This window comes from Streptomyces sp. NBC_01276 (assembly GCF_041435355.1).
Classification (GTDB): domain Bacteria; phylum Actinomycetota; class Actinomycetes; order Streptomycetales; family Streptomycetaceae; genus Streptomyces.
Map to the genome: position 1 here is coordinate 6,761,516 of NZ_CP108442.1, position 13,624 is coordinate 6,775,139.

Annotated in this window: 15 protein-coding genes; 7 read left to right on the forward strand and 8 right to left on the reverse strand. The window is 73.6% G+C overall.

Annotated features, from left to right (window positions below):
• Positions 1-67: 67 nt before the first annotated feature.
• Genes OG295_RS30480 through cpt form a run of 4 tightly spaced genes read left to right on the forward strand, consistent with a single transcriptional unit; the run spans position 68 to position 2,819 of the window.
• Positions 68-982 carry an ABC transporter ATP-binding protein gene (locus OG295_RS30480; protein WP_371679820.1) on the forward strand — a complete coding sequence of 305 codons (915 nt, stop codon included), beginning with the start codon at positions 68-70 and terminating at the stop codon, positions 980-982.
• A gap of 21 nt (positions 983-1,003) precedes the next feature.
• Positions 1,004-1,756, forward strand: coding sequence for an ABC transporter permease (locus OG295_RS30485; protein ID WP_371679821.1), 753 nt, complete (start codon positions 1,004-1,006; stop codon positions 1,754-1,756).
• Between the two features lie 40 nt (positions 1,757-1,796).
• Positions 1,797-2,234: a hypothetical protein gene (locus OG295_RS30490; RefSeq protein ID WP_371679822.1), complete on the forward strand. Its 438-nt coding sequence runs from the start codon at positions 1,797-1,799 to the stop codon at positions 2,232-2,234.
• A 51-nt stretch (positions 2,235-2,285) separates the two neighbouring features.
• Complete coding sequence (gene cpt, locus OG295_RS30495; RefSeq protein WP_371679823.1) at positions 2,286-2,819, forward strand: chloramphenicol phosphotransferase CPT; 534 nt, start codon at positions 2,286-2,288, stop codon at positions 2,817-2,819.
• A gap of 95 nt (positions 2,820-2,914) precedes the next feature.
• Here cpt and mug read toward each other — a convergent pair whose 3' ends face one another.
• The 5 genes from mug to OG295_RS30520 all read right to left on the reverse strand — a co-directional run bounded on the left by mug (position 2,915) and on the right by OG295_RS30520 (position 8,163).
• Entirely contained in the window at positions 2,915-3,463 is a 549-nt protein-coding gene (gene mug, locus OG295_RS30500; protein WP_371681355.1) for a G/U mismatch-specific DNA glycosylase, read from the reverse strand.
• Entirely contained in the window at positions 3,460-4,893 is a 1,434-nt protein-coding gene (gene purB / locus OG295_RS30505; RefSeq protein WP_371679824.1) for an adenylosuccinate lyase, read from the reverse strand. The genes mug and purB overlap by 4 nt, the downstream gene beginning before the upstream one ends.
• Positions 4,894-4,964: 71 nt before the next feature.
• The gene (locus tag OG295_RS30510; RefSeq protein ID WP_371679825.1) at positions 4,965-5,747 is read right to left on the reverse strand and encodes an SGNH/GDSL hydrolase family protein; all 783 of its coding nucleotides are present in this window, start codon (positions 5,745-5,747) and stop codon (positions 4,965-4,967) included.
• 59 nt (positions 5,748-5,806) lie between these two features.
• On the reverse strand, positions 5,807-6,826 hold the full coding sequence (locus tag OG295_RS30515; protein ID WP_371679826.1) for a hemolysin family protein: 1,020 nt from the start codon (positions 6,824-6,826) through the stop codon (positions 5,807-5,809).
• Positions 6,823-8,163 carry a hemolysin family protein gene (locus OG295_RS30520; RefSeq protein ID WP_371679828.1) on the reverse strand — a complete coding sequence of 447 codons (1,341 nt, stop codon included), beginning with the start codon at positions 8,161-8,163 and terminating at the stop codon, positions 6,823-6,825. Before OG295_RS30520 ends, OG295_RS30515 begins: the two co-directional genes overlap by 4 nt.
• Before the next feature lie 277 nt (positions 8,164-8,440).
• On the opposite strand from OG295_RS30520, the gene OG295_RS30525 reads away from it, so the two are divergent.
• A complete protein-coding gene (locus tag OG295_RS30525) occupies positions 8,441-8,869 on the forward strand; it encodes a GNAT family N-acetyltransferase (protein WP_371679830.1) in 429 nt (142 codons plus the stop codon).
• A 250-nt stretch (positions 8,870-9,119) separates the two neighbouring features.
• Here OG295_RS30525 and OG295_RS30530 read toward each other — a convergent pair whose 3' ends face one another.
• Complete coding sequence (locus tag OG295_RS30530; RefSeq protein ID WP_371679831.1) at positions 9,120-10,172, reverse strand: YncE family protein; 1,053 nt, start codon at positions 10,170-10,172, stop codon at positions 9,120-9,122.
• A gap of 144 nt (positions 10,173-10,316) precedes the next feature.
• Here OG295_RS30530 and OG295_RS30535 point away from each other — a divergent pair, with 144 nt between their 5' ends.
• Entirely contained in the window at positions 10,317-11,249 is a 933-nt protein-coding gene (locus OG295_RS30535; RefSeq protein WP_371679832.1) for a LysR family transcriptional regulator, read from the forward strand.
• On the opposite strand, the gene OG295_RS30540 is transcribed toward OG295_RS30535, so the two are convergent.
• Positions 11,218-11,880 carry a class I SAM-dependent methyltransferase gene (locus tag OG295_RS30540; protein ID WP_371679833.1) on the reverse strand — a complete coding sequence of 221 codons (663 nt, stop codon included), beginning with the start codon at positions 11,878-11,880 and terminating at the stop codon, positions 11,218-11,220. The two genes, OG295_RS30535 and OG295_RS30540, sit on opposite strands and share 32 nt — an antisense overlap.
• Positions 11,881-12,122: 242 nt before the next feature.
• Between OG295_RS30540 and OG295_RS30545 the strand changes: the two genes are divergently transcribed.
• Positions 12,123-12,686 carry a hypothetical protein gene (locus tag OG295_RS30545; protein WP_371679834.1) on the forward strand — a complete coding sequence of 188 codons (564 nt, stop codon included), beginning with the start codon at positions 12,123-12,125 and terminating at the stop codon, positions 12,684-12,686.
• A 218-nt stretch (positions 12,687-12,904) separates the two neighbouring features.
• Here the strand turns inward: OG295_RS30545 and bioD are convergent, their stop codons facing one another.
• On the reverse strand, positions 12,905-13,624 hold the full coding sequence (gene bioD / locus OG295_RS30550) for a dethiobiotin synthase (protein WP_371679835.1): 720 nt from the start codon (positions 13,622-13,624) through the stop codon (positions 12,905-12,907).

A 13,624-nucleotide genomic window follows, 5' to 3' on the forward strand; every position in this document is an offset into this window, starting at 1 on the left:
ACGTGGGGGAGACGCCACCCTCGCATGGGGGAGGGAAGGGGGGAGGCCCGACGGCGACGCTTGAGCCATGAACCGCATCGAGATCCGCGAACTCACCAAGGACCACGGCAGCCGACGGGTCGTGGACCACCTGACCTTCGACGTCCTGCCCGGCAGGGTCACCGGCTTCCTGGGGCCCAACGGCGCCGGCAAGTCCACCACCCTGCGGCTGTTGTTGGGCCTGGACCGGCCGACCTCCGGCTCCGCCACCATCGGCGGGAGCCGGTTCACCGACCTCGACCGCCCCCTGCACCGGGTGGGAGCCCTCCTCGACCCCCAGGCGGCCCACTCGGGCCGCCGGGCCCGCGACCACCTCCTCGCGCTCGCCGTCAGCAACGGCATCCCACCCGCCCGCGTCGACAGGGTCCTGGAGCAGGCCGGTATCGCTTCCGTCGCCCGCCGCCGCATCGGAACCTTCTCACTGGGCATGCGCCAGCGCCTGGGCATAGCCGCCGCCCTGCTGGGCGACCCCGGAGTGCTGCTGCTGGACGAGCCGACCAACGGCCTCGACCCGGAGGGCATCATCTGGATCCGCGAGCTGATGCGCGGCCTCGCAGCCGAAGGGCGCACCGTCTTCGTCTCCAGCCATCTGATGGCCGAGTCGGCGGCGTTCGTCGACCACCTCGTGGTGCTGGGGCGGGGCAGGGTCCTCGCCGACACCTCGATGGAGGAGTTCATCAGCGCCCGCAGCACCCGGAGGGTGCGGTTGCGAACCTCGGAGCCGGAGCGGTTGGGGGCGGCCCTGGCCCGGGACGGCTTCGCGCTGGTCGCCGCCGAGGAGGGGTCCTGGACCGTCGACGGCATACGGGCCGACCGGATCGGCGCCCTCGCCGCCCGTGCGGGCATCCCCGTCCTGGAGCTGGCCGACGAGCGGGCCTCCCTGGAGCAGGCCTATCTCGATCTCACCGCCGACCGTGCGCAGTTCTCCGCCACCACCACCTGAATCCCGATGGGAGCCACCGTCATGACCTCTGCAGCCCTGCCCACCGTCTCCGTCCTGCACTCGGAGTGGATCAAGATACGTTCCATCCGTTCGACCCTCGGATCGCTCCTGGCCGTCTTCGCGGCCACCGCCGGCATCACCGTCCTCACCGCCGCCGCCATCGGCACCTCGGAACCGGGAGCACTGGGGGAGGACCGCCTGTTCGGAGCTTTCTTCGGCATCAACTTCGGGCAGATAGCGGCCGTCGCCTTCGGCGCCACGGCCTTCGCCGGTGAATTCCGCGACGGAGCGCTGCGGGTGTCGCTCACCGCCGTGCCCAACCGGACCCGGCTGTACCTGTCGAAGGCCGCCACGGTGGCCGGACTCGCCTTCGTGGTCGGTCAGATCACCGGCCTCGTCACCTTCGTCGCCGGCCAGGCCCTGATGGGGGAGTACGCCCTCTCCCTGGGGGACCCGGGCACTTTGCGGGCCGTGTTCGGCAGCGGTGCCTACCTCACGCTGATCGCCCTGCTGTCGGCCGGTCTGACGGCCCTGGTGCGCAGTGGCACGCTGGTGATGAGCCTGCTCATACCCTTCCTGCTGATCGTGCCCTTCGTGGTCGGTCAGGTCGCCGACGGTGCGGGACAGTTCATGCCCGACCGGGCCGGCCAGGTGGTGATGCGGCTGGAGGCGCAGGGGACGCTCGGTCCGTGGAGCGGGCTGGCGGTGACGGCGATGTGGGCCCTCGTGTCCCTGGCGGCGGGGTGGCTGGCCGTGCGGCGGCGCGACGCGTGACGCCGGACCAATTGTCAGTGGCCCCCGGAATACTGACGGTATGACCACGGCACAGCACCTCGACCTGATCGATCGGCTGCGGGCCCAGAGCTTCGTGGACGTGCCGGTGCGCCTCGGTCGGCACAGCAGCGGCCCCGGCTACCACCTCGTCCGTCTGGAGGAGACCGGGGACTTCTGGGAGGACGACGGTTCGGGACGCCGGGAGGCCGCCGACCAGATCAGCGCCGAGTACGCGGCCCTCACCCAGGCCCTGACGGAGCGCTGGGGGACGCCTCTGGTCTTCACGCTGTGCTCGCCGGCCGCCCTGGACACCGCGCCGGAGGAGCTCGCTCAACCCTGGGAGGAACTGACGCACAGCACCGACCACGTGCACCTCTGGCGGGCGGAGGACCGTTGGCTGGTGGCCTGTGTGACGCAGTGGAGTGAGGAGGACCCCTACACGCTGATGGCGGGGATCACCGTGACGGACCCGCCGTAGGACCGCGAAATCCGTTGTCGCCCGCCGGAGCGGTGGCCCTACTGTGGCGCGGTGCAGACTCAAGTGATCGTTCTCAATGGCGGATCCAGCTCCGGCAAGTCGGGGATCGCCCGGTGCCTGCAGGCCGTCCTGCCGGATCCGTGGCTGGTCTTCGGGACGGACACCCTGGTCGACGCGATGCCGGCGTCGATGCGGGCGATGGACGGGGGCATCGAGTTCGCTCCGGACGGCGAGGTCGTCGTCGGTCCCGCGTTCCGGGCACTGGAGGCGGCCTGGATCGAGGGGATCGCCGCGATGGCGCGGGGCGGGGCCCGGATCGTCGTCGACGAGGTGTTCCTCGGCGGGGCGGCCTCCCAGAAGCGCTGGCAGCAGGCCCTGGGCGGGCTGCGGGTGCTGTGGGTGGGTGTCAGGTGTGAGGGCGCCGTGGCCGCGGGCCGGGAGATCGCGCGGGGCGACCGGACCGTGGGGATGGCCGTCTCACAGGCGGAGCTCGTCCACCGAGGCGTGGTCTACGACCTGGAGATCGACACCACCCACGCCGAGTCGATGGAGTGCGCACGGGCCATCGCGGGCCGCGCCGGGTGATCGACGGCAGGGCCGGCGCGCGTGGACGACCCCGAGGGGGCGGGGCGGTCCGGCGCACTCGGGCGAGGGGCACCCCGGAGCTCGCCCGGCGCCGGTCAGGGGGTGGGCGGGGCCTCCGCCGCCTCGCGGAGGCGGGCGTACTCCTGGGCCATGGACTCCGCGGTCCAGTGGGCGTTGAGGCCGCTGGGGTTGGGCAGTGCCCAGATGTGGGTGGTGCCGATGGTCCGCTCCTGAGGGCCGATCCGGGCCCGGCGGTCGCCGAAGGCGGTGCGGTAGGCGGTGACGCCGACCACGGCGAGCCAGTCGGGCCGCAACCGCTCGACCTTCGCCGTCAGGATCCGGCCGCCCTCACGGAACTCCTCCGCGGTCAGCTCGTCGGCGCGGGCGGTCGCCCGGGCCACGACGTTCGTGATGCCGAGGCGGTAGGTGAGCAGTTCCTCCTGCTCCTCCGGTGCCAGCCTGCGGGGCGTGAAGCCGGACAGGTGGAGGACCGGCCAGAAACGGTTGCCCGGCCGGGCGAAGTGGTGGCCCGTCGCGGCGGACAGGAGCCCCGGGTTGATTCCGCAGAAGAGCACGCGCAGACCGCCCGCGACCACGTCCGGCAGGACGCGGTCGCGGGCGGCTTCGAGCTCGTCGGGGGTCAGAGGATCGATCCCGGCGCGTACCCGGCGGCCTCCGGGTGCTGCTTGGCGATGGCCTCGATCCGGGAGACCACGGTCGCGACCTGGTCGCCCGCGGCGCCGGTGAACGACAGCTTGTCGGCCATCAGGGCGTCCAGCTGCGCGCGGTCCAGCGGCATCCGCTCGTCGGCGGCCAGCTTGTCCAGCAGCTCGTTGCGCTCGGCACCCTGCTCGCGCATGGCGAGCGCGGAGGCCACCGCGTGCTCCTTGATGACCTCGTGGGCGGCCTCACGGCCCACACCGGCCCGCACCGCGCCCATCAGCACCTTGGTGGTGGCGAGGAAGGGCAGGTAGCGGTCCAGCTCGCGGGCCACGACGGCCGGGAAGGCGCCGAACTCGTCGAGGACGGTCAGGAAGGTCTCCAGCAGGCCGTCGAAGGCGAAGAACGCGTCGGGCAGGGCCACGCGGCGGACCACGGAGCAGGAGACGTCGCCCTCGTTCCACTGGTCGCCGGCCAGCTCGCCGGTCATCGAGGCGTAGCCGCGCAGGATGACCATCAGGCCGTTCACACGCTCGCAGGAGCGGGTGTTCATCTTGTGCGGCATCGCGGAGGAGCCGACCTGGCCGGGCTTGAAGCCCTCGGTGACCAGCTCGTGGCCCGCCATCAGGCGGATGGTCTTCGCGATCGAGGACGGGGCGGCGGCCAGCTGCACCAGAGCGGTGACCACGTCGTAGTCCAGCGAGCGCGGGTAGACCTGGCCGACGGAGGTGAAGGCCTGGGAGAAGCCGAGGTGGGCGGCGATGCGCTGCTCCAGGTCGGCCAGCTTGGCGGCGTCGCCGCCCAGCAGGTCGAGCATGTCCTGGGCGGTGCCGACCGGGCCCTTGATCCCGCGCAGCGGGTAGCGGTCGAGGAGGTTCTCCAGGCGGTCGTAGGCGACCAGGAGCTCGTCGGCGGCGGTCGCGAAACGCTTGCCCAGGGTCGTCGCCTGCGCGGCGACGTTGTGGGAGCGGCCGGCCATGACCAGCTCGGCGTGCTCGCCGGCCAGCTTGCCGAGGCGGGCCAGGACGGCGACCGTGCGGTCCCGGGCCAGCTCCAGCGAGAGCCGGATCTGCAGCTGCTCGACGTTCTCGGTCAGGTCGCGGGAGGTCATGCCCTTGTGCACGTGCTCGTGGCCGGCGAGGGCGTTGAACTCCTCGATCCGGGCCTTCACGTCGTGCCGGGTGACCTTCTCGCGCTCGGCGATGGAGGCGAGGTCGACGGTCTCCAGGACGCGCTCGTAGTCGGCGAGGGCGGCGTCCGGGACGTCGATGCCGAGGTCCTTCTGGGCGCGCAGCACGGCGAGCCACAGCCGCCGCTCCAGCGTCACCTTGTACTCGGGGGACCACAGGACGGCGAGCTCCGCGGAGGCGTAGCGGCCGGCCAGGACATTGGGGATGCGGGGCTTGGCTGTCACGTGTAGGGATTCTACTTGGGCCGCGGCTGTGCGTTCACGCAGGTGGGGGCGCCACCTGCGATTGTGTGTTGCTACGAGGGCGGCGAGGCCGCGTACGGCAGCAGTTCGGGCCTCTTGGAGGGGCGGCCGTCACCCGAGGAGCGGCCCGTCAGGCGGCGGCCGATCCAGGGGAGCAGGTGCTGCCGGGCGAAGCGCAGGTCCTCGGTCCTGCGCACCTGCCAGCCGGGGGCCGCGGCGGGCGGCAGGGCGGCCCGCCAGTCCTCCTGCGCGGGCAGGCCCAGGCTCTGCCAGACCGCCTCCGCCACCCGCCGGTGGCCCTCGGCGGTCAGGTGCAGCCGGTCGACGTCCCACATGCGCGGATCGGCGAGCACCGGGGCCCCGTACAGGTCCACCAGCAGCGCCCCGTGTCGGGCGGTGAGCTCTTCGAGGATGCCGAACAGCTCCTCCATGCGGGGCCGGAAGCGTTCCATGACCGGACCGTTGCGGCCTGGGGAGCGCATCAGCACCAGCCGCCCGCAGGACGGGGCCAGCAGGGCCACGGCCTCTTCCAGGTGGCTGCGGACCCTGCCCATGTCGACCTTCGGCCGCAGGGCGTCGTTGAGCCCGCCCACCAGCGTCACCACGTCGGCGCCCATCGCGGCGGCGGCCGGCGCCTGGTCCTCGGCGATCTGCCCGATCAGCTTTCCGCGCACCGCGAGGTTCGCGTAGCGGAAGCCCGGCTCGCGCGCCGCGAGCCGGGCGGCCAGCAGATCGGCCCAGCCCCGGTAGGAGCCGTCCGGCAGCAGGTCCGACATGCCCTCGGTGAAGGAGTCGCCGATCGCGACGAAACTGGTGTAAGGCGCATTCATCTCCATGGCGGAGCGATGCTACCGCGCGGTACCCCGACCCCGCAGGGCCGGGGACCGCGCGGCCGTCAGGTGGACGCGGGCCGGCCGAACAGCTCGCGCAGCACGTCCTCCATCGTCACCAGGCCCGTCATGGCCCCGTCCGCCCCGAGGACGGCCGCCAGGTGCGTGCGGCTGCGCCGCATGGCGGTGAGCACGTCGTCCAGCGGGGTCTCCGCCCGCACCTGGGCGATCGAGCGCAGCTCGGACTCGGGGAACGGATCGTCCCGCTCCACCACGTCGAGGGCGTCCTTGACGTGCAGGTAGCCCAGGATGCGGCGCTGCTCGTCGACCACGGGGAAACGCGAGTACCCCGACTCGGCCGACAGCAGCTCCAGCCCGTCCGCGGTGATGCCCAGCCGCGCCGTGACCACCCGGTCCACCGGCAGCACCACATCGGTGACCGGGCGTCGACCCAGCTCCAGGGCGTCGTACAGCCGCTCGCTCGCCCGGTCGTCGATGAGCCCCGCGGCGCTGGAGTCCTTGACGATCCGGGCCAGCTCGTCGTCCGAGAACGTCGCCGCGACCTCGTCCTTCACCTCCACCCGCAGCAGCCGCAGCAGCGCGTTGGCGAAGGTGTTGATCGCGAAGATCACCGGCTTCAGCGCACGGGTCACGGTCACCAGGGGCGGGCCCAGCACCAGCGCGGTGCGCACCGGCTCGGACAGCGCCACGTTCTTCGGGAGCATTTCCCCGAACAGCATGTGCAGGTACGTCGCCAGCGTCAGCGCGATCACGAAGGAGATCACGTGCGTCAGCCCCGAGGGCACTCCGACGAGGTCGAAGAGCGGGGTCAGCAGGTGTGCGATGGCGGGCTCGGCCACCACGCCCAGCACCAGGGTGCACAGGGTGATGCCCAGCTGGGCCGCCGCCATCACCGCCGACACGTGTTCCAGGCCCCACAGCACGGCGCGGGCGCGTCGGTCGCCCTGTTCGGCGTACGGCTCGATCTGGCTGCGCCGGACCGAGATCAGCGCGAACTCCGCGCCGACGAAGACGGCGTTGACGACCAGGGTCGCCAGGCCGATCAGCAGCTGGACGACGGTCATCGGGCGCCCTCCGTAGGCTCGTCACCGGCGGCTTCGGCCGGTGCGTGCAGCAGTACGCGGGCGGCTCGGCGCCCGCCGGCGTCCACCACGTCCAGGCGCCAGCCGTCCAGTTCCAGGCTGTCGCCTACGGCCGGGATCCGGCCGAGTGCGGTGGCTATCAGCCCGGCCAGGGTTTCGTACGGGCCGTCCGGGACGCGCAGGCCGATCAGCCGGAGCTGGTCGGTGCGTGCGGCGCCGTCGGCGGAGTACAGGGCCCGGCCGGACTCGTCCGTACCGGCCGGGGCCAGGTCGGAGGTCTCGTGCGGGTCGTGCTCGTCGCGTACCTCGCCGACGACCTCCTCGACGATGTCCTCCAGCGTGGCCACCCCGGCCGTGCCCCCGTATTCGTCGATCACGACGGCCATGGTCTGCTTGCCGGAGAGCCGGTCCAGCAGCCGGTCCACCGTCAGGGACTCCGGTACGAGCAGGGGCGCGCGCAGCAGCTGCGAGACGGGATGGCGGTGCCGCTCCGCGGCGGGCAGCGCGAGCACGTCCTTGATGTGGACGGTGCCGACGACGCTGTCGAGGCTGCCCCGGTAGACGGGGAAGCGCGACAGCCCGGTGGCCATGGTCGCGTTGGCCACGTCCTCGGCGGTGGTCTGGACGTCGAGGGCGGTCACCTGCACGCGCGGGGTCATCACGTTCTCCGCGGTGAGGTCGGCCAGGTTCAGGGTCCGCACGAACAGCTCGGCGGTGTCCTTCTCCAGCGCGCCCGCCTTCGCGGAGTGCCGGGCCAGGGCCACCAGTTCCTGGGGGCTGCGCGCGGAGGCCAGCTCCTCGGTGGGTTCCATGCCGAACCGTCGGACCATGTGGTTGGCGGTGGTGTTGAGGTGGCTGATCAGGGGCCTGAAGGCGCGGCTGAAGACCCGCTGCGCGGTGGCGACGCGCTTGGCGATGGCCAGCGGGGAGGAGATGGCCCAGTTCTTGGGCACCAGCTCACCGACGACCATCAGCACCACGGTCGACAGGGCGGTGCCCAGCACCAGGGCCGTGGAGGAGGCGGCGGTGGCCGAGAGCCCCATGGCCTCGAAGGGCCCCTGGAGCAGGGCGGCGATCGAGGGCTTGGAGATCATGCCGATGACCAGGCCGGTCACCGTGATGCCGAGCTGGGCGCCGGAGAGCTGGAAGGTCAGGCTGCGGACGGCGGCCAGGGCGCTGTCGGCGCCCCGCTCCCCACGCTCGACGGCGCGTTCGAGCTCGCTGCGCTCGACCGTGGTCAGCGAGAACTCGGCCGCGACGAAGACTCCGCAGGCAAGGCAGAGCAGCAGGGCCACGATGAGCAGGAGCACTTCGGTCATCGGTCGTTCACCTCCGTCCCATGATCAGCCAGGCGGAGGGGGGCCGCGCGATGTCGCGTACGGGCATGTCGGGGACTGGGAGGCTCGCCCATGGGCGGACGCTCACACCTTTCGTCTTCGTCGAACCAGGACCGTTTCCCACATGGTAAAGGAAGGGCAAAGGTGATGCGTCGCTCTTTTGGCCGAGCGGGGGCGGGTGGCCGTCCGTTCCCGGCCCGCGTCTCGCGGGGTGGAAGTCGGTGGCGGGGCGCCGGTCGGGCGTGCTTGGCTCCCGCGCATGACCGGACTTCAGATACGGACCGCCGCCGCGGCCGATGCCGAGAACGTGCTCGCCTTCTGGAAGGAGGCAGCCGAGGGCACCTCGATCACGGACGACGTGGACGGCGTGACCCGGCTCGTCACCCGTGACCCGCAGGCCCTGATCCTCGCGGAGTCCGACGGGGTCCTCGTCGGCTCCGTGATCGCCGGCTGGGACGGATGGCGGGCCTCCCTCTACCGGCTCGCCGTACTGCCCGCCCACCGCCGCCAGGGGATCGCTTCGGCGCTGCTGGAGGCGGCCGAGCTGCGCTTCGTCGCGGTCGGCGGCCGGCGCGGTGACGCGATGGTCCTGGAGGCGAACGAGCGGGCGCACCGGATGTGGGCGGCGGCCGGCTACGAGCGCGAGGACCGCTGGCGCAGGTGGGTGAAGCCGTTCGCGCGGGCGTGAGGAGGGGCTCCCGCGCCGGCCCGGCCCCGGGTGCGGGCCCGGTCCCGGCGGGGAGTCGGAAGGCCGGCGGCCGGGTGAACCGGGACCGGGACCCGGATCCGCCGGGCGGGTGAACGCGCGCGCACCGGGGCCGTACGCCGGGTCCGGCGCGTCCCGCCGGGCACGGCGGTCACCGCGGGCCGACGTCGCCGGAGGTGGCGGGCCGCCCTCCCCGCGCCCCGGTCTTCGCCGTTCGGGGCGTGCGGGTGGGTCAGGAGGGGCGGGGGATGTAGGCCAGGCCGTGCGCGCCGGGTTCGGCGAGTTTGGCGATGTCCAGCCGGGCCAGGGTCCCCAGCGTCTCCAGGTCGACGATGTCGACGGTGGACGAGATCACGCAGGCCACGTACGCGATCCGGCCGTCCGGCGAGGAGGTGATGGTCAGCGGGAAGCGCCCGACCTCCACCTCGCCGAGCCGCTCGCGGGTTTCGGCGGAGAAGACCGTGAGACGGCCGGGGGCGTGGCTGCCGAGCCGGGAGTTCGGGTCGGGGGTCATGCACAGCTCGCCCGCGAGCAGTTTCCCCGTCGACGTCAGGTGCACCGGGAGGACCACGTCGCGCGTGGGCAGGGTGTCGACGACGGACGCCGTCCGGGCGTCGACCACCCGGATGCCCGGGGTCGGCCGCTCCTCGGCGGTGGAGAAGGAACCGGCGTAGGGCGCGGCCACGAAGGCGTGCGTGCCGTCGGCGGAGACGGCCAGGCCCTCGCTGCCCGGCACTTCGGCCTTGCCGGTGAGGACGCCCCGCTCGAGGTCGACGATCGACACGAACGGCGCCTCCTTGTTGGTGGCGTAACCCGTCCTGCCTGCCGGGTCGATGGCGAACCAGTGCGGACCGGGCGCGTCGGTGTCGATCCTGCCCACCGGCCGACGGGTCCGGGTGTCGACGACCACGACGCCGCCGGGCCGGTCCGCCGAGCCCTCGACGCTGACGTAGAGGAGCCGGCGGGCCGGGTCCAGTGCCAGGCCGTGCGGACCGTGTTCCGGGGCGAGGTCGACGACCTCGACGATCCGGCGGGTGTCGGGGTCGATGACGGTCAGTTCGGTGCGCCGGCCGCCGTTCGCGTGGTAGTAGCCCGAACGGTACGCCGTGGTGCACCACAGCAGGCGCTCCGTGGGGTCGAAGCACAACTCGTGGGGCTCGGCGAGGACTTCCACCGAGCCGAGGTGCCGGTCGGAGGCGGCGTCGAAGAACGAGACCGTCGGTCCGCTCTGGCTGACCACGGCGAGGACGTCGCCGGCACGGCCGGCGCGCGAGAACTGCTGCATGGAGGATCCCTGAGGGAGGAGGAGGAGGCAACGCCGCGTGTTCCCGCGGCCCCTCCCACTCTGGGCACCGAACGCCTCCACAGCCATGCAAGGATCGACATCCGATAGTTGATCCAGGCGTAAAAACACAGCTCAGGAGTGTTCATGGATCTCAATTTGCTGCGGGCGCTGGACGCCTTGCTGCAGGAGAACAGCGTGACCCGCGCCGCGGAGCGGCTGGGCACCTCCCCCGCCGCGGTCAGCCGCACCCTGGCCCGGCTCCGCCGCACCGTGGGCGATCCCCTGCTGGTCCGGGCGGGCCAGGGGCTGGTCCCGACCCCGCGCGCCCTGGAACTCCGCGAGGAGGTAAGGGCGTTGCTGCGCGGATGCGACAACGTCCTGCGCCCCGGGGCCGGTTTCGACCCCGCGCACCTCCACCGCACCTTCACCGTGCAGGCCACCGACCTGCTCCTGGTGGGGCTGGCGGGGGCGCTGACCGAGCGCATCCACGCGGAGGCCCCGAACGTGGACGTGGTCTTCCTCCCGGAGTCGGTGGAAGGCGGCCCGGCGCTGCGGCAGGGCCGGGTGGACGTCGAACTCGGTGTCCTCGGGCACCTGGACCCCGAGATCCTGACCCGGCCCCTCACCCGGATGCGGCTGGTCGGGGTCGCCCGCAGCGGTCACCCCCTCTTCGGCCGGCGGATCGACGCCCGCAGCTTCGCCGCTGCCGACCACATCGGCATCTCCCGGCTCGGCAAGCGCGTGGGACCCATCGACGGCGCGCTCGCGGAACTCGGGCTGCGACGCCGGACCGCGGTGATCGTGCCCAGCCACACGAGCGCGATGCTGCTCGCCCGCGACAGCGACCTCGTCGCGCTCACGCCGGCGGACTGGCTCACCGACACGATCTCCGCACTGGGCCTGCGGACCTTCCCCATCCCCCTCGACCTGGCCCCGCTCGACATCGGGATGGCCTGGCACCCCCGCAACGCCGCCGACCCGGGACACCGCTGGCTCCGCGACCTGCTGAAGGCCGGGTTCGCGGACCCGCCGGGGGAGGGAGCGGTCAGTCGCGGGAGCGACGGGCCGTGCCGATGACGCAGTAGGAGGTGGGCAGGGCAGGGCCGCGCTCGGGCAGGCGGAAGGAGCGGTGCGAGACGATCCGGAAGCCGGCCGCCTCGATCGCGGCGAGCGGGTCGCGGGCGGTGTGGCAACCGCCGAACAGGCGGGGCCACACGGTCCGGTCGAGCGTCCGCTGGACGGTGGCCATACCGGGACCGGGGGCGAGTCCGTGTTCCAGGAACCGCAGCTCCGCTTCGGGCCGCAGCACCCGGTGGAGCTCGGCGAGGGCGCGGGGGAGGTTGCGTACGGTGCACAGCACCAGGGAGGCCACGGCGGCGTCGAAGGCCTCGCTCTTCACCGGAAGGGCCTCCGCGACCCCCGGTACGAGGTCCACCGGCACCTCGGCGCGCAGCGCCGCCGCGGCCGCGAGGCGGCGCAGGGTGCGCTCCGGTTCGACCGCGACGACCTCGGAGACGGCACGCGGGTAGTGCGCGAAGTTCAGGCCGTTGCCCGCGCCGATCTCGATGACGCGGCCGGAGACCCCGTGCAGGAGCTCCCGGCGCAGGACGCCCATGCCGATGCGGGTCTCGGCGGCGGTGCTGGCGCGGGCGTAGAACCGGGCGAAGTGCGGGTGGTGGACCGGATCGGGGGGAGGTGCGGGCGGCACGGCGGACCTCCTGGCGCGGTTCGGGGGGCGGACACGGGTGCGCGTGCCCTGCCGGGCAGGATCCCCGTACCGGCGCGCGGTGAAACCGGAATGCCGGGAACCGCTGCCGGGAGTACGGGTCTGGGGCACGGTCCGGGAGCGCGGCCGCGAGCGCGGCCGCGAGTGCCCGCGGGGCGTGAGGTGATAATCGGCAGTCCGGGCAGCGCATTTGGGGACGGCGCCCGCGAGGAAGGGGAGACCACGTGAGATCCCGCACCACCCGTGTCCCGCTCACGGCCGCCGGGTTGCTGGCCGCCGTCGCGCTGCTGCTGACCGGCTGCGAGGCGGCTCCGGCGGAGCGCCCGAAGGCGGCGGCCCCGCCCGGCCCGGAGGTGTTCTTCGCCGAGGTGGCGGCGCGCTGCGCCGGGGCCGGGTCGGGTGCCCCCGCCTCGTCCCCCGCGGAGCGGGAGCTTCCGGCGGACCCGGAGGCGCGCAAGTACGCGGAGAACCACGGCTACCGGCAACAGGCCGGGCTGTCCCCCGAGGGCACGTGTCGGGGAGACGCCCATGCGGCGCGGATCAGGTCGGCGCTCGCCGGGAAGCCGCCGGGTACCGCCGCCGACCTGACCGGGCTGCTCCGGGGCCTCGGGTACCCGGTCGGCCCCGGTGACGTGGTCGACGGGGCCGGCGGAACGGGCCCCGGCTTCGCCCTCTGGATCCCCGGGAGCGGGCCGTGCGTGGAGGGGACGTCGGGCACCCCGGCCCGGGTCGAGGCCCACGGGCCGTACGCGGAGGGCGGCTGCCGCGAACCGAAGGGCGGCCACTGACGACCGCCCGACGCCGACCGGGAACGGGTTGGCCCCCTGCCCTGCCCGATGACCGGATGGGGGGACGGGTTGGCCCCCCGACCGGCCCGATGACCGGATCGGGGGACGGGAACCGGCCCGCCCGCAGGGCCCGCACCCGCCGACGCGACGACCCCGTCCACCGCGCTCCGCGCGCACGGGTTCCCCGCCCGCGCGTGACCGGCCGCGCCGGCGGGGAGTCAGGCCGGCCACTCCGCCAGGAAGGACTCCGCCGACCAGGTGCCGTGCAGGCGGGGGGCCAGCCAGCCGGGGGCGGCCGTACGGAACGCGGCGGGCTCCAGCGCCCCGGACCCCTCCGGGACGGCCCCCAGCAGCGGGATCCCCGACACGTCGGGCAGGTCGGCGAGGTTGCAGCGGGCCGCCAGGTCGGGCGCGGCGGGCCAGCTGCCGACCACCACCCCGAACGGGCTCAGGTCCCGGGCGCGCAGGGCCTCCGCCGTCAGGGCGGTGGAGTTCAGCGTCCCGAGTCCCGCCGGGGCGACGACCAGCACCGGGGCCGCCAGCAGCCGCGCCGCGTCGGCCAGGGTGTGGCCCTTTTCGTCGAAGCGCACGAGCAGCCCGCCCGCGCCCTCCACGAGGACGAGGTCGTGGTCGGCGGCGAGCCGCGAGGCCGCCTCCGCGATGGCGGCGGGGGCGAGCGTCGCCAGCCCGGAGCGCCGCGCGGCGGTGTCCGGCGCCAGGGGCTCGGGGTAGCGGACCAGCTCCAGCGTGGTGACGGCCGGGCCGGCCAGGCGGACGGCCTCGGCGGCGTCCCCCGGCTCCCCGGGGCCGACGCCGGTCTGTGCCGGCTTGAGGACCGCGACCGAACGCCCGGCGGCCACGGCGGCCGCCGCGATCGCCGAGGTGACCACGGTCTTGCCGATTTCGGTGCCCGTTCCGGACACGACGAGTACGGGCAT

What these genes read in the sequence shown, in the direction of transcription:
- OG295_RS30490 (WP_371679822.1), top strand. Translation starts at nt 1,797, where the DNA reads ATGACCACGGCACAGCACCTCGACCTGATCGATCGGCTGCGGGCCCAG.
- OG295_RS30525 (WP_371679830.1), top strand. Translation starts at nt 8,441, where the DNA reads ATGACCGGACTTCAGATACGGACCGCCGCCGCGGCCGATGCCGAGAAC.
- OG295_RS30530 (WP_371679831.1), bottom strand. Translation starts at nt 10,172, where the DNA reads ATGCAGCAGTTCTCGCGCGCCGGCCGTGCCGGCGACGTCCTCGCCGTG.
- OG295_RS30515 (WP_371679826.1), bottom strand. Translation starts at nt 6,826, where the DNA reads ATGACCGTCGTCCAGCTGCTGATCGGCCTGGCGACCCTGGTCGTCAAC.
- bioD (WP_371679835.1), bottom strand. Translation starts at nt 13,624, where the DNA reads ATGCCCGTACTCGTCGTGTCCGGAACGGGCACCGAAATCGGCAAGACC.
- OG295_RS30485 (WP_371679821.1), top strand. Translation starts at nt 1,004, where the DNA reads ATGACCTCTGCAGCCCTGCCCACCGTCTCCGTCCTGCACTCGGAGTGG.
- OG295_RS30520 (WP_371679828.1), bottom strand. Translation starts at nt 8,163, where the DNA reads ATGACCGAAGTGCTCCTGCTCATCGTGGCCCTGCTGCTCTGCCTTGCC.
- OG295_RS30510 (WP_371679825.1), bottom strand. Translation starts at nt 5,747, where the DNA reads ATGGAGATGAATGCGCCTTACACCAGTTTCGTCGCGATCGGCGACTCC.
- OG295_RS30535 (WP_371679832.1), top strand. Translation starts at nt 10,317, where the DNA reads ATGGATCTCAATTTGCTGCGGGCGCTGGACGCCTTGCTGCAGGAGAAC.
- OG295_RS30480 (WP_371679820.1), top strand. Translation starts at nt 68, where the DNA reads ATGAACCGCATCGAGATCCGCGAACTCACCAAGGACCACGGCAGCCGA.